Annotated in this window: 11 protein-coding genes; 6 read left to right on the forward strand and 5 right to left on the reverse strand. The window is 73.0% G+C overall.

All coding sequences use genetic code 11. The features are described 5' to 3' along the window. Positions 1 to 138: 138 nt before the first annotated feature. Both ACWCWD_RS02595 and ACWCWD_RS02600 read left to right on the forward strand, forming a co-directional pair. Positions 139 to 1,425, forward strand: coding sequence for a sensor histidine kinase (locus ACWCWD_RS02595; RefSeq protein WP_450769684.1), 1,287 nt, complete (start codon positions 139 to 141; stop codon positions 1,423 to 1,425). Positions 1,426 to 1,429: 4 nt separating this feature from the next. Further along, entirely contained in the window at positions 1,430 to 2,092 is a 663-nt protein-coding gene (locus ACWCWD_RS02600; protein WP_450769686.1) for a response regulator transcription factor, read from the forward strand. On the opposite strand, the gene ACWCWD_RS02605 is transcribed toward ACWCWD_RS02600, so the two are convergent. After that, complete coding sequence (locus ACWCWD_RS02605; RefSeq protein ID WP_450769687.1) at positions 2,077 to 3,591, reverse strand: MFS transporter; 1,515 nt, start codon at positions 3,589 to 3,591, stop codon at positions 2,077 to 2,079. The genes ACWCWD_RS02600 and ACWCWD_RS02605 overlap by 16 nt on opposite strands. Positions 3,592 to 3,812: 221 nt before the next feature. On the opposite strand from ACWCWD_RS02605, the gene ACWCWD_RS02610 reads away from it, so the two are divergent. Then, complete coding sequence (locus ACWCWD_RS02610) at positions 3,813 to 4,808, forward strand: Lrp/AsnC family transcriptional regulator (protein WP_450769688.1); 996 nt, start codon at positions 3,813 to 3,815, stop codon at positions 4,806 to 4,808. Between the two features lie 79 nt (positions 4,809 to 4,887). Here ACWCWD_RS02610 and ACWCWD_RS02615 read toward each other — a convergent pair whose 3' ends face one another. Genes ACWCWD_RS02615 through ACWCWD_RS02625 form a run of 3 tightly spaced genes read right to left on the reverse strand, consistent with a single transcriptional unit; the run spans position 4,888 to position 8,242 of the window. Further along, complete coding sequence (locus ACWCWD_RS02615; RefSeq protein WP_450769689.1) at positions 4,888 to 6,699, reverse strand: CotH kinase family protein; 1,812 nt, start codon at positions 6,697 to 6,699, stop codon at positions 4,888 to 4,890. Then, complete coding sequence (locus tag ACWCWD_RS02620; RefSeq protein ID WP_450769690.1) at positions 6,699 to 7,376, reverse strand: DUF4956 domain-containing protein; 678 nt, start codon at positions 7,374 to 7,376, stop codon at positions 6,699 to 6,701. The genes ACWCWD_RS02615 and ACWCWD_RS02620 overlap by 1 nt, the downstream gene beginning before the upstream one ends. Beyond that, positions 7,373 to 8,242 carry a VTC domain-containing protein gene (locus ACWCWD_RS02625; RefSeq protein ID WP_450769691.1) on the reverse strand — a complete coding sequence of 290 codons (870 nt, stop codon included), beginning with the start codon at positions 8,240 to 8,242 and terminating at the stop codon, positions 7,373 to 7,375. Before ACWCWD_RS02625 ends, ACWCWD_RS02620 begins: the two co-directional genes overlap by 4 nt. A 441-nt stretch (positions 8,243 to 8,683) precedes the next feature. Here ACWCWD_RS02625 and ACWCWD_RS02630 point away from each other — a divergent pair, with 441 nt between their 5' ends. From ACWCWD_RS02630 to dapE, 3 genes are all read left to right on the forward strand, one after another. Then, entirely contained in the window at positions 8,684 to 9,448 is a 765-nt protein-coding gene (locus tag ACWCWD_RS02630; protein ID WP_450769693.1) for a thioesterase II family protein, read from the forward strand. A 500-nt stretch (positions 9,449 to 9,948) separates the two neighbouring features. Beyond that, positions 9,949 to 11,421 carry an amino acid permease gene (locus ACWCWD_RS02635; protein WP_450769694.1) on the forward strand — a complete coding sequence of 491 codons (1,473 nt, stop codon included), beginning with the start codon at positions 9,949 to 9,951 and terminating at the stop codon, positions 11,419 to 11,421. Beyond that, entirely contained in the window at positions 11,418 to 12,521 is a 1,104-nt protein-coding gene (dapE, locus tag ACWCWD_RS02640) for a succinyl-diaminopimelate desuccinylase (RefSeq protein WP_450769696.1), read from the forward strand. The genes ACWCWD_RS02635 and dapE overlap by 4 nt, the downstream gene beginning before the upstream one ends. On the opposite strand, the gene ACWCWD_RS02645 is transcribed toward dapE, so the two are convergent. Then, the gene (locus ACWCWD_RS02645) at positions 12,518 to 14,071 is read right to left on the reverse strand and encodes a PucR family transcriptional regulator (RefSeq protein ID WP_450769698.1); all 1,554 of its coding nucleotides are present in this window, start codon (positions 14,069 to 14,071) and stop codon (positions 12,518 to 12,520) included. The genes dapE and ACWCWD_RS02645 overlap by 4 nt on opposite strands. Positions 14,072 to 14,151: the final 80 nt, after the last annotated feature.

Below are 14,151 nucleotides of genomic sequence, written 5' to 3' on the forward strand. Positions count from 1 at the left end.
CTATCTCACTCTTTCCTTACTCTTTTCTTTTCTATCTGTTCGGGCTTGTTTCCCGTCCTCATGGTGGAGACAGCTCCACCATGAGGACGGCAACCAGCTCCGATGGCACGGCGCGGGCCGGACGCCTACGGTTCCCCCATGCTCCCCGCCTCCCTTCCGCACGCGCTGCGGCAGCGTCGTTACGTGCTCGGCGCCTGGCCCTGGCGCGCCGTGCTCTACCTGCTCACCGGTGTTCCGCTCGGCGTCGCCGTGCTGGTGTCGCTGACCCTGCTGGCCGTCGCGGGAAGCGTGCTCTCCGTGGTGCTGGTGGGGCTGCCGCTGCTGCTCGTGCTCGTCCTCTCCGGGATACCGCTGGCCGCCCTGGAGCGGTCGCGGCTGCGGCTGGTCGGCCCCGCCCCGCTGCCCGCAGCACACCGCTCTCCGGCCGAGCCCGGACTCTCCGCCTGGCTGCGGACCCGACTCCAGGAGCGTTTCACCTGGCGGGAGTTGGCGTACGCGTTCTTCCTGGGGCTGTTCCTGTGGCCGGCGGAAGCACTGGCGATCGCCTGCGTGCTCCTGATCCCGGCGGGGCTGATCGCGGTGCTCCCGCAGATGGCAGCGGGCGGCGCGGGCGAGGCGCGGCTGCTGAAGTTGTGGCTCGTGGAGTCGTACCCCGCCGCCTGGGCGATGCTGCTGGCCGGGGTGCTCCTGCTGCCTCCGCTCGCCTACCCGCTGGGTGCGCTCGCGGCGGCCCGGGCCGCCCTGACGCGGCGGCTCCTCTGCCCACCCGAAAGCGAACTCGCCGATCGGGTCGACGAGTTGGACCGGTCGCGGATGCGCCTCGTGCATGCCTTCGAGGCGGAGCGCCGCCGGATCGAGCGCGATCTCCACGACGGCGCCCAACAGCGCCTGGTCGCCCTCTCCATGACCCTGGGCCTGGCCGGCCTGGAGCGTCCCGCCGAGCCGGTGGCCGGGCTGCTCGCGAAGGCGCGCACCCAGGCCGACGAGGTACTGGCCGAGATCCGCGAGCTGATCCGGGGCATCCACCCGCAGGTCCTCACCGACCGGGGCCTGGTCGCGGCCGTGGAGGACGTGGCCGACCGCTCGGCCGTACCGGTGGACGTCGAGCTGGACGTACCCGGCCGGCTCCCGGAAGCCGTGGAAACCGCCGCGTACTTCGCGGTCTGCGAAGCGCTCACCAACGCGGCCCGGCACAGCGGCGCCACCCGGGTCATGGTGAACGGGACCTCCGCAGACGGGGAGTTGTCGGTCGAGGTGCGGGACGACGGCAGAGGTGGCGCGGATCTCGCCGCCGGTACGGGACTCCAGGGGGTCGCCGACCGTCTCTCGGTCGTCGACGGCCTGCTGCTACTCTCCAGTCCGCCCGGCGGGCCCACGGTGGTCCGTCTGCGCGTGCCGTGTCCGCCCGTACGAACCAGGAGCTGAGCCGTTGCGCACCGAGGGCGAGAGCTTGCGCGTGGTGCTGGCCGAGGACAGCGTGCTGCTGCGCGAGGGGCTGGTCGGGGTGCTCACCCGGTTCGGCCACGAGGTGGTGGCGGCGGTGGCGACGGCGGGCGAGCTGGTCGCCGCCGTGGACGCGCACGCCCCCGACATCGTGGTGACCGACGTCCGGATGCCGCCCGGCTTCACCGACGAGGGACTGCGGGCGGCCATCGAACTGCGTTCCGGGCAGCCGCGCTTGCCGGTGCTGGTCCTCAGCCAGTACGTCCAGCGCTCCTACGCGGAGGAGCTGCTGGACTCGGCGGACGGTACGGCCGTCGGCTATCTGCTCAAGGAACGGATCGGCCGTGTCGAGGAGTTCGCGGCGGCGGTGGCCCGGGTGGCGGCCGGGGACACGGTGGTCGACCCCGAGGTGGTCCGCCAGCTCATCCGCCACCGCCGCGACCCGCTCGCCCGGCTCACCCCGCGCGAACAGGAGGTCCTCGCGCTGATGGCGGAGGGCCGGTCCAACGCGTCGATCGCCGACGCCCTCACCGTCAACGAGGGCACGGTCAGCAAGCACTTCGGCTCGATCCTGACCAAGCTGGACCTCACCCTCTCCGAGGAGACGAACCGCCGGGTGCTGGCCGTACTGGCCTACTTGCGCGGCTGACCGGGCACGGAGGCGACGGCCGCGCCCCGGCCGGAGGTCATCGCGGCGGCCGCGAGGGCCGTCGCCGCCAGGATCGCCCCGGCGACGAGCAGGGCGGCCCGCACGGCGGCGCGCGGGTCGTCCGTACCGGCGAGCGCCTCCGCCGTACCGCCGCCGGCCGTACCGGCGAGGTAGACACCGCCGACGACCGCGACACCGAGGGTGCCACCGAGCTGCTGGACGGCGTTGAGGAGTCCGGCGGCCGTGCCGGTCTCCTGCGGCCCGACCCCGCTGAGCGCCACGGTGAAGAAGGGGGTCGTGAACAGTCCGGTGCCCACGCCGGCGACGACGAGTGCGGCCGGCAGGAACACCGGGTACGCGTCGGGGCTGCTCGCCCCGTACGCGAGGAAGGCCGCCAGGAGACCGGCCGCGAGGACCGCGGTGCCGGAGTGCAGCACGCGCGCGCTCCCGTACCGGGGGACGAGCCGGTCGCCCGCCACCCAGGAACCGGCGGCCAGCCCCACCGACCAGGGCAGCAGCGTCAGCCCGGCGGCGAGCGGCCCGCGGCCCAGGCCCAGTTCCAGGTGGAGCACCACCACGATCATGACGGCGTTCATCACGGCGAAGAACAGCGTCGACGTACCGAGCGCCGCCGGGAACGCGCGCCCCCGCAGCAGAGCCGGTTCGACCAGCGGAGCCCGGCCCCGGCGGGCGGTACGGCGCTGCTGGACGACGAACCCCGCGAGGACGAGGACTCCCGTCCCCGCGCTCGCCCAGGCGGCGGGCCCCGGGGTGCCCGCACCGCCGCCGGTCAGCGGGCACACCACCAGGGCGATGCCCGCCGCCGCCAGCACGGTCCCGGCCGGGTCCAGGCGCGGGCGGACCGGGGCGCGGTCCTCGCGCAGACGCGGCGCGAGGAACAGGACGAAGGCGGCGAGCGGGAGGTTGACGAGGAAGACCGCGCGCCAGGACGAGCCGAGTACGTCGGCGTGGGTCAGTACGCCGCCGAGCACCGGCCCGAGCACGGCGGACAGGCCCATCACCGGGCCGATCGCGCCGAGCGCCCTGGGCAGCTCCTCACCGTCGAACATCGCCCGTATCAGCCCGAAGGTCTGCGGGACGATCAGTGCGGCGGCGACCCCCTGGAGCGCGCGCAGTCCGATCAGCGCCTCCGGGCCCGGGGCGCACGCGCAGGCCGCCGAGGTGACCGCGAAGGCCACCACGCCGATACGGAAGACGCGGCGCCGCCCGGCCCGGTCGCCCAGGCGGGCACCGGTCAGCAGCGCCAGCGCGAACGCGAGGGTGTACGCGGCGCTGAACCACGGGATGGTGGCCTCCGCACCGCCGAGACGGGCGTGCACCACCGGTGCCGCGACCTGGACGATCGTCGCGTCCAGCAGGTTCATGGCCTCGGCGACCAGCACCGCGACCAGGGCGGACCAGCGCCGCGGGAAGGGGGTGTCCGGCGCCGGGTCCGGGCCGGGACCGGTGGGTGTGGTGCGGCACGACGTACGGGACATGGCGCTCCCTCTGCGGAACGGGTGACGGCGGTGGCGGTGGTGACGGTGCCCGGCGCGCCCCGGCGGAGGACTGGCCGGTGCCCGGCGCGCCCCGGCGGAGGACTGGCCGGTGCCAGGCGGGCCCCGGTGGAGGACCAGGGTTCCGCGACGCCCTCACCGAATTCCAATCCCGAAGCCAGAACCCGCGATTACTTCCATCCGGCTCGGCTATTTTGGTGGATGTGCTCGTACTGGATGACCTGGACCGCCGCTTGGTCCACGCCCTGCACGTGAACGGGCGGGCGCCGTTCACGCTCGTCGCCGAGGTCCTCGGCTGCTCCACACAGACCGTGGTCCGCCGCTACCGGCGGCTGCACGCGCAGGCGGGTCTGCGCGTGGTCGCGCTCCCCTCGCCGCGCAGCTCGGGCACCCACCAGTGGCTCGTGCGGCTCACCGCCGCGACCCGCACCGCGCACGACATCGCCCTCGCACTCGCCCGCCGCCCCGACACCTCCTGGGTACGGCTCGCCTCCGGCGGCACCGAGATCGTGGCCGTCATCCGCACCACCCCGGCGGGCCCGGACGCCCACGCGCTGCTGCTCCGGGACATCCCGCGCACCGCCGGAATCACCGCGGTCTCCGCGCACTACCTGCTGCACACCTACCTCGGCGGCCCGACCGCCTGGCGGGGCAGGGTCGACGCGCTCGACGCCGGACAGCAGGCGCGGCTGCGCGCCGAAGGCGTCCCGGGCGCCGGTACGGACCCCGGGCCGGCCGCGTCCGCCTACCTGTTGACCGATGCCGACCGGCTGCTCCTGGAGGCGTTGCGCGACGACGCCCGGGCCGGCTACGCCGACCTCGCCGCCGCCACCGGCTCGACGGCGTCCACGGTGACCCGGAGACTCGCCGAACTGCGGGCGCGTGGCGCGCTCTTCTTCGACGTGGACGTGGACCCGGCGCTGCTGGGCGCGACCGTCTCGGCGCTGCTCTGGATGCAGGTGGCCCCCGCGCATCTGGACGAGGTCGCCCACGCGCTGGCGGAGCACGAGGAGTTGGCGATGGTGGTGGCCACCACCGGGCCCACCAACCTCGTCGCCCAGGCGCTCTGCCGGGACACCGAGGAGCTGCACCGCTACCTGACCCGGAAGGTGGCCTGGAGCACCATCCACCGGATCGAGACCGCCCCGGTGCTGCGTACGTACAAGGCGGCGGCGACGATCCGCAGCGGCTGGGGGTGAGCGGTGTACGGGCACCCGCACGCGACGGAAGCCCGTACCCCTGAGGGGATACGGGCTTCCGGCATCGGGGTGGCCCGGTTCAGCCGCCGGTGATCACCTTGTCCTTCGCGAGGCTCTCCGTCCGCGAAGTGACGGTGGTGCGCAGGGACTTCGCGGTCTTCTCGACCCCGGAGGCGTCCGCGCCCGACTTATTCGCGGCGGCGACGAGGGTGTCGAGCGTGGTGGTGCCGTACCCGGATCCGTAGAACTGCTCGTACAGCTTCTTGTACGCGGCGTGGTAGACGTCATCGAAGGCGTCGGCGGCGAGGAACCGCTCCTTCAGGGCGTTCCCGCCCATGCCGCCCCCGGCACCCATCCGCCCGCCGGGACCGCCGGCCTGCTCGTCGCCGCCCTGGCCCCCGGCGGGGAACCCGCCGTCGGCCGGGAAGTCGCCACCGCCCGGCATCTCTCCGCCGCCCGGCATACCGCCACCGGCGGGGGCGTCACCGCCCGGGAACTGCGCCCCGTCGGGCGCACCCTGGCCGCCGGTCGCGTCCTGACCACCGGTCGCGCCCTGACCGCCTCCGGCCGCGCCACCGGGCATCGCGCCCCCGCCGCCGAAACCGCCCATGCTGGTGCTGTCGTCGGGGCCGCTGGTCGCGTCCCCGCTGAAGGTCAGGTTGAAGTCCCAGCCGAGCACGGAGAACTTCTTCGTGCCCAGGTCGTACCAGAGCACGTAGTTCTTGCCCGGACCGGCCATGTCGTCGAAGTTCAGGATCAGGTTCTGGGTCGCGACGTACTGGGCGAACGAGTCGATGTCGACGTAACTGTGGAGGTCTGCGGCGAACTCCTCGTCCGACGCCTGGTCCACCCACTTCAGCAGCCGCATCACCGGGGCGAGGTCCTGACTGCCCTTCTTGTTGAGCTGGTTGAACGACGTCTCGTAGTCGGTCGGGTCGTCGCCGACGTAGTCGAAACTGCCGCCCGCCCGCGCCTTGTACGCGACCCCGTCACCGAGGACCCGCTGCTCGACGTAGTCCTTGCTCGGGTTCTCCACCATCAACCGGGTCGCCGCGGGGCGGTTGTTGACGGTGAGGTCCACGAAGCCGAACTCCTCCGCGGGCTGGTCCGACTTCGCCATCAGGGAGAGCGACAGGGCTTCGTTCAGCGGGAGTTGATCGTCCACGCCCGGGCGCAGCGAGATCTCCCGGTGGCCCTGGTACGCACGGCCCTCCACGTACTCGTCGATCTTGACGAGCCACGGGAGCTCCTCGGGCTTGTCGGCGGAGAGGTCGTACTGCGTCATCCCGCCACCTCCCGCCGGCATCCCACCGGCAGCCTGCTGACCGGCCTGGCCCTGCTGCGGAACCTGGCCCTGCTGTCCCTGAGCCTGGCCCTGCTGGCCCTGCTGGCCCTGCCGGCCCCCGCCCTGCCCACCGAACCCTCCGGCCCCACCGGCCCCTCCGGCCCCGCCGAACCCGCCGGAGCCGCGCAGGCTCTGCAGCGTCGAGTTCCCCTTGAGGCGGATGCCGACGTCGTTGAGATAGGTGCCGTCGATGGTGAGATCGGCCTCGATGTAGTCCTTCGTGCCGTCCTTCTCGTACTCCTTCATCATCTTGTCGAAGTCGGTCTGCTCGTATTCGATCCGGAACGTGTGCGCCGCCGTCGTGTCGTACAGGCCGACCGTGCCGGGCAGGTTCTCGGTGATCGTGTCGGCGTCCTCGGCGGACGCACTGGTGACGAACGGGGTGACCCGGGCGTCCGAGAAGAAGACCAGGAGCACGGCGAGTCCCAGGCAGAGCGCGCCGACCGGTTTCCAGTGGTGGCGTACCGGCAGCGGTACGCGGTGCGCGAGCCGCTTGCGGGGCGGGGTGTGCCGCTCCTCGCGGGCACCCCCCTCCTCCTCCGCCATCACAGGTCCGTCTGGTCGTAACCGGTGAGCACGGTGACGCGCTGGCCCCTCGTGCGCTCCTGGAGCGCGGCAACCAGCTCACCGGGCTCGTGGCCCTTCTTGATGCGCACGGTGTAGAACACCTCGGTCAACGTGCCGCCCCGGATGGACTCGGTGCTCACCAGCTCGAACTCGTCGGTCAGGCGCAGCAGTACGTCCTGGATGCTCTGGGTGTGGTCCTCTCCGGCGGGGAGCTGGACCTTGACGACCTGGCGCTGCACGTTGAGGGCGAACATGTCGAACCGGCTCATCAGGAAGATGATCAGCGCGATGACGATGCCGCCGACCGCCGCCAGGGTGTAGAAGCGGGCACCGCACGCCATGCCGATCGCCATCACCAGGAAGATGAAGCCGACGTCCCTGGTCTCCTTGACCGCGTTGCGGAAGCGGACCACGGACAGCGCACCGACGAGGGAGAAGGCGCGCGCCAGGTTGGAGCCAACGACCAGCATGATCAGGGCGACGACCATGCCGACGATGATCAGGGTCTGGACGTACGACTGGCTGTACGAGACGTTCTTGTGCGTGGCCCGGTAGACGTAACCGATCACGGTGGAGAGCACGAAGGACAGGGTCATCGCCAGGACGATGTCCATGACACTGAATGTGCCGCTCAGGTCCTGCAGGTCGAAATTCACGGGCGGACAGCCTCCGTCAGGCGCCCCTGGGCGGGGAGTTGGGTGGGGGAAGCGGCGAACGGGGTTCCGTCGCCGTTGGCTTGGTGGGCTGACGCCGGGGCCGGCGGGAGGTCTTCCTCCCGTACGTGGAACACCGAGCGGGGCGCGAGCCCGAACGCCTCGATGGACTGGACGTACTTGGACACGCGGATCAGGCTGAGGTTGCGGCGGGCCGCGAGATCGGTGATCCAGTGCGGGGTGCGCTCGTTGACCTTGATCTCCATGACCGACATGTGCGGCGGGATCGTGAAGCGGTTCTCCGCGTCGGCGGTGCCGAAGTGGAAGTCCCGGTCGCGGCCCCGGATGCGGCGGTCGAAGGTGACGCGCAGACCGGTGTCCTGGTCGCGGCCGACCAGGGCCTCGCGCTGGTAGCCGGTGATGGCGGTGGGCTGGAGGTTGAGGCGTACGGCGAGTTCGAGGACCTCCTCGACGAAGGCGGCCTCCTTCGGCGAGTGCTCGATCATCTGCCGGTCGTCGCACATCCGCCGGGCCGTCTCGTACGGGAGGGTGATGCGGCGCTTCTGGGTGACCCGGTTGACCCGCTGCTTGATCTCCACGCAGACCGGCGAGGCGTCGGTGATCCCGTCCAGGTCGCCGTAGTGCCGGATGCGGAGCTTCCGGCGGAACTTCAGGCCCTCGATCTTCTCCCAGTAGAACCGGAGTTGAGGGGTGTCGTAGTAGAGGCTCCAGACGCCGTAGCCGCCCACCGGACTGTGCGGGTCGCGGTCCATGCGCTCGCCCAGCTCGTCCCGGATCACGGCCGCCTGCTCGACGGGGACCAGGTACTTGAGCTCGTACCGGTTGAAGGCGTGCAGCCGGCTCGCCACCCGCAGGGCCTCCTCACCCGCGAGCCCCGATCCCGGCGCCGGTCCCGGTCCCGGCCCGGACCTGGAGGACGCGCTCGCCGCTCCGGCCGGCGCACCGGCCCCTCCGGGCTCGCCGGCCTTCGTGCCACGAGCCTCTGGACGCAGTCGCCCCAGCCAGCCAGTCATGGCTCCCCTTCATGCCGTTCGCTTGTCTTCCTCCAGGTAAGGAATCGGCAAAAGATGAGGAACTTATGAAATCCTTATCTGAATGGCCTGAGTACACGAAATGAACACAGGGTGAACGCAAGTTGTCTGCCGTTCGGTACGGCGCCCCGGATTCCGGCACGGGTTCCCCCGAGGGCCGATGGGCATTGATCACATACGGAATCCGGTACGGGACACCCGCGAGAGAATGCGGGGGAACGCGTCCCGGCAAGGGAACGGACGGGAAGAGGCAGCAAGATGACCGCACCGAACACGGGGAACTCCCCCTGGCTCCGCAGGTACCACGCCGCCGGGGCGGACGCCGTGACCCTGGTGTGCTTCCCGCACGCGGGCGGCTCCGCCGGCTGGTTCCACCCGTACTCGGCGGCCCTCGCGCCCACGGTCGGGGTGGTGGCCGTCCAGTACCCCGGCCGGCAGGACCGCCTCGCCGAACCGTGCGTCGAGGACCTCGGCGAGCTCGCCGAAGCCATCCACCAGCAACTCCTCGCCCTGCGCGGCCCGTTGGCCTTCTTCGGACACAGCATGGGCGCCTCGCTGGCGTTCGAGGTGGCCAGGCGGCGCGAACTGGACTGCGCCGGAGCGCCGTTGATGCTCTTCCTCTCCGGCCGCCGCGCGCCGGACACCCACCGCCCGGCGACGGAGCCGGTCGGCTCGCTGGACGACGCGGGTCTCCTCGCGCGGATGAGGCGGCTCGGCGGTACCCACACCCAGCTGCTGGCGGACCCCGAGATCGTCGACCTGGTGCTGCCCGCCGTCCGGGGCGACTACCGCGCCGTGGAGAGCTACCAGTGCCCGCCGGGCACCGTCCTGCGCTCCCCCCTCACCGTGCTGACCGGTTCCGAGGACCCGCTCACCACCGCCGAGGAGGCCGACGCCTGGCGCCACCACACCACAGGCGGCTGCACCGTGCACACCTTCCCCGGCGGCCACTTCTTCCTGGAGCCCGAGTCCCGCGCCGTACTCGCGACGATCACCGATGCCCTGACCCGCATCGACGCGTAAAGACTGTCCCGCAACCATTGGCGAGTGTGCGACGACACACGGCCCGGCGGACCCCCGGGCCGTGGGGTACGTCACGCCCGGCCGTACTCCGGCGGGCGGGCCGGAGGCGCCGGGTCCCCGCCCGGCCCGGTCCTCCGCCCGCCGTGCCCGGCCCCCGGAAGGCCCGACGGAGGCGGGGACCCGGCACCGCGGCGGCCCGCCCAGCAGCGGGCCGCTGCCTCCGAGTTGGCGGTGACCTGCGAGGATGCCACCGGCCCCGGGGTCCCGCCGGACCGCCACCGCCGAAGCGGACGCAATTGTTCCGCCGGGGCGAGCCGTGGCGCCCGCGGAGCACGCGCCCCGGGCCCCTTTGGCCAAAAGGCCAAAGCACCTCGGGGCTTTCTGGCGGATATTCTCACCCCCGCACGGTCGGCACTCAGCATGATCAGGTCGACGACCAGTGGCGTCCGGCCTCGATCCGCCGGACACACCAACCAGCGCGGGGCGAGAGGAGCGGTGCCATGGAGACGGTCCGGACGATGCCGGGCAACGGTCCCGGTGGCGGCCTGAAGCACAGGCTGACCAGGCGGCAGGACGTGTCCGCCGAAGTGCCGTCCGGCAGCGAGCTGCGGCGCACCATGGGCATGTGGCAGCTGACCCTGCTCTCCGTCGGCGCCACCCTCGGCACCGGCATCTTCGTCGTCCTCGGCGAGGCGGTGCCCGAGGCGGGCCCCGCGATCATCGTCTCCTTCGTCCTGGCCGGCGTCACCGCGCTCTTCTCGGCCCTGTCGTACGCCGAGCTCGCGGGCATGATCCCGCGCTCGGGGTCCTCGTACAGCTACGCGTACGCCACCCTCGGGGAGCTCGTCGCCTGGGTGTGCGGCTGGTGTCTCATCCTGGAGTACGGGGTGTCGGTCGCGGCGGTCGCCGTGGGCTGGGGCCAGTACGTCAACGAGCTGCTCGACCTGGTCTTCGGCGTCACCCTCCCCGACTCCCTCGCCGCGCCGCCCAGCGCGGGCGGGGTCGTCAACGTGCCGGCCGCCGTCATCGTCGTCCTCTCCATGGTGGTGCTGCTGCGCGGCGCCAAGGAGAGCGCGGTCGCCAACGTGGTCATGGTGGGCGTGAAGGTGGCCGCCCTGGTGATGTTCTGCGCCGTCGCGTTCACGGCGTTCCGCGCGGGCAACTTCACGCCGCTCTTCCCGCTCGGCGCCGCCGGGATGAGCGCGGGTGCCGCCTCGCTCTTCTTCTCGTACATCGGTTTCGACGCCGCCTCGACCGCCGGTGAGGAGGCGAAGAACCCGCAGCGCGACCTGCCGCGCGCGATCATCCTCTCGCTGGCCCTGGTCACCTTCCTCTACGTCGTGGTCGCGGTGGCCGCGCTCGGCGCGATGCCGTGGGGTCTCTTCGAGGGCACCGAGGCCACGCTCAGCGAGGTCCTCGTGCGGGCCGTCGGCGGCGGCAGCCTCTGGCCGATCCTGCTGTCGATCGGCGCGGTCGTGGCGACCACCAGCGTGGTGCTCACCGTGCAGTACGGGCAGATCCGCATCCTGTTCTCCATGTCCCGCGACGGACTGATGCCGCCGGTCTTCTCCCGGGTCCACGCGAAGAGCGGGGTGCCGCGCGCCAACACGGTGATCGTCTCCTCGTTCATCGCCGTGCTCGCGGCGCTCGTCCCGCTGGGCAGCCTCGCCGACGCCACCAGCATCGGCACGCTCTTCGCGTTCGGCCTGGTCAACGTGGCCGTCATCCTGCTGCGCCGCCGCAACCCGGACGCGCCCCGTAGCTTCCGGGTGCCGTTCTCGCCGGTGGTGCCGGTGCTCGGCGTGATCTGCTGCGTGTACATGCTCTTCAGCCTCGGTTCCGACACCTGGATCACCTTCGCCGTGTGGATGGTGGTCGGACTGGCCGTCTACGCGCTGTACGGGGTGAAGCACTCCGCGCTGAACGGCACGAAGGCCCGGGAGAACGCGCTGTCCGAGGAGCACCGGTCGTGACCGCCGGACTCCCCGCACCCCTCGACCTCACCGCCGACGTCGTCGCGCTGACCCGCTCCCTCGTCGACCTCCCCTCCGAGAGCGGCGAGGAGGGCGCCCTCGCGGACGCCGTCGAAGCGGCCCTGCGCGCCCTGCCCCACCTGAGCGTGGAGCGGATCGGCCACTCCGTGGTCGCCCGCACGACGCTCGGCCGCCCCGAGCGGGTGATCCTCGCCGGGCACCTCGACACCGTGCCCGCCGCGGACAACCTGCCCGCCCGGCTCGACGGCGAGCGGCTGTACGGACTCGGCGCCTGCGACATGAAGGGCGGCGTCGCGGTCGCCCTGCGGCTGGCGGCGGCGCTCACCGCACCGGTCCGGGACCTCACCTACGTCTTCTACGAGTGCGAGGAGGTCGAGGGCGACCGCAACGGGCTGCACCGCATCGCTGGCGAACGCCCCGGGCTGCTGCTCGACGCCGACCTCGCGATCCTGATGGAGCCGTCCGACGCGGGGGTCGAGGCCGGCTGCCAGGGTGTGCTGAGCGCCGACATCACCGTGCGGGGCGCCCGCGCCCACACCGCGCGGGCCTGGATGGGCGTCAACGCCGCGCACCGCGCCGCGCCGGTGCTCCAGCGCCTGGCCGAGCACACGCCGGAGCGGGTCCTCATCGACGGGCTGGAGTACCGGGAAGGGCTGAGCGCCGTCTCGGTCCGCGCCGGGGTGGCCGGCAACGTCGTCCCCGACAGCTGTGTCATCTCCCTCAACGCCCGCTTCGCGCCGAGCCGTTCGCCGAAGGAGGCGGAGGAGTACGTACGGTCGCTCTTCCCGGAGGCGCAGTTCCCGCCGGAGGAGTACGCGTTCGTGGTGACGGAGGCCGTGGCGGGAGCTCTGCCGGGCCTGGAGCACCCGGCCGTCGCCTCGCTGGTCGGTGTGCTCGGGGCCGAGCCGCGACCCAAGCTGGGCTGGACCGACGTGGCCCGGTTCACCGAACTGGGCGTGCCCGCGCTGAACTTCGGCCCCGGCGACCCCTCCTTGGCGCACACGCCCGGGGAGTTCGTCCCGGTGGACCAGCTCGCGCGGTGCGAGGAGCAGCTCGCGGGCTGGCTGGCCTCCGCCTAGGCGGCACCCGACAGCCGGGCGCTCAGCCAGAGCACCAGCCGCTCGTCGGGATCGTCCAGGTGAAGGCCGACGTGCTCCCTGGCCTGCCGGAGGCGGTAGCGGCAGGTGTTGGGGTGCACGGCGAGCCGCTCGGCCGCGCCCGCCATGTCGCACCCCGCGTCGAGCCAGGCCAGCACCGTGCGGGCGTACTCCGTGCCGTGCGCCGCGTCGTGCGCCACCGTCCGGGCCCAGGAGCCGTCCTCGAACTCCCGCCTCCCTGCCATCAGTTCGCCGAGGCGCAGCAGGGCCACCCGGGCCTCCACGTCCTCCACCAGCGCGACCGGGCGCCCGTCGTCGACGCAGCGCAGGACCAGGTCGGCGTCGGCCCGGGAGTCCGTCACCCGCGCCATCCCCGCGACCAGGGCTCCGAGCCCGCCGCGTACGGGCATCCGCAGGGCCTGGCCGGCCCGGTCCACGATGTCCTGCGCGAGCTGCCGGTGCCGGGCCGCGCCCCGCTCGCCGACCGCCGGGAACAGTGCGTACACCACCCCGTCGACGAGGACGCAGGCGTGCCGCCCGTACCGCGCCTCGCACTGGAGCCGTACGAGGTCGAGCAGGCGCGACGCCGTCTGCTCGACGTCCGGCGCGGTGCCGGCGCCCGCCGGGACGAACGCCGCCACCCGCACCGGATCGGTGCCCGCGCCGAGGCCGAGGCGGTGCGCGGCGCCGGCCGGGTCGGCCGTGCCGTCCAGGACCCGGCGCAGCAGGTCGCCGCCGAGGTGGCGGGCGAGCTCCTGGGCGGCGCGGGCCCGCAGCAGCAACAGGGCCGCCGTGGAGGCGCCCTGGGCGAGGGCCTCCTCCGCGTCGGGGGCGAGCGTGCCGTCGTCGACCACCCAGACGGAGCCGAGCGTCTCGCCGCCCGCCCGCACGGCGACGGCGATCCGGGGCAGGTTGTCGGCGTCGAGCGCGGGCAGCCGCAGGGGCGCCGGGGCGGCGAACATGGCCCGGTACTGGGCGTCGTTCTCCGGGCTGTCGGGGACCTGGAGGCCGAGGATGCCCTGCCGCCGGTCCTCGTCCACGGCCTGTCCGGGCACGGTGGAGTAGGCGAGGATGCGCTGGCGCGGGTCCTCGACGGCGGTGGCCCCGCCGGTCGCGGCGGCGATGGCGTCGGCCAGGGCGAACAGGTCCCCGGCGGCGGAGGGCGTGCCCCCGGACCGCGCGCCGACGGCCGAGGACAGCAGCAGGTGGACCCGGTGCCAGGCGGCGTCCTCGTCGACCGCGAGCAGCGCGATCCCGGCCTCCTCGGCCGCCCCGGCGGGCCCGTCCGCGCCCCGTACGACCACGGCCGCCATCCCGGCCGCCGCCGCCGCGTGCAGCAGGGGACCGGCCGCCGGGGGGCGTACCCCGACGGCGAGGAGCACGGCGCCCGGGGCGGGCGGGAGCGCCGCGTCGGCGTCGTACAGCAGGATCTCGCCGACCCGCACCCCGAGTCCGCCGGGGGCGGCGACGGCCCGGACGGAGGACCCGCCGAGGACGTCGAGCAGATCGCTGAGGGTGGGGGCGGCGTCCATGGGGCCTCTCGATTCACGGTCCGGGATGCGGCTGGACCAGCCCTCCTGCCTTTGGCCGATCGCAACACGACTTTAGGGGC

It is taken from the genome of Streptomyces sp. NPDC001493, assembly GCF_053597235.1.

Excerpts from the sequence above, each read along its gene's own strand:
- ACWCWD_RS02635 (WP_450769694.1), top strand. The coding sequence starts at position 9,949 with ATGGAGACGGTCCGGACGATGCCGGGCAACGGTCCCGGTGGCGGCCTG.
- ACWCWD_RS02595 (WP_450769684.1), top strand. The coding sequence starts at position 139 with ATGCTCCCCGCCTCCCTTCCGCACGCGCTGCGGCAGCGTCGTTACGTG.
- ACWCWD_RS02605 (WP_450769687.1), bottom strand. The coding sequence starts at position 3,591 with ATGTCCCGTACGTCGTGCCGCACCACACCCACCGGTCCCGGCCCGGAC.
- ACWCWD_RS02630 (WP_450769693.1), top strand. The coding sequence starts at position 8,684 with ATGACCGCACCGAACACGGGGAACTCCCCCTGGCTCCGCAGGTACCAC.
- ACWCWD_RS02645 (WP_450769698.1), bottom strand. The coding sequence starts at position 14,071 with ATGGACGCCGCCCCCACCCTCAGCGATCTGCTCGACGTCCTCGGCGGG.
- ACWCWD_RS02615 (WP_450769689.1), bottom strand. The coding sequence starts at position 6,699 with ATGGCGGAGGAGGAGGGGGGTGCCCGCGAGGAGCGGCACACCCCGCCC.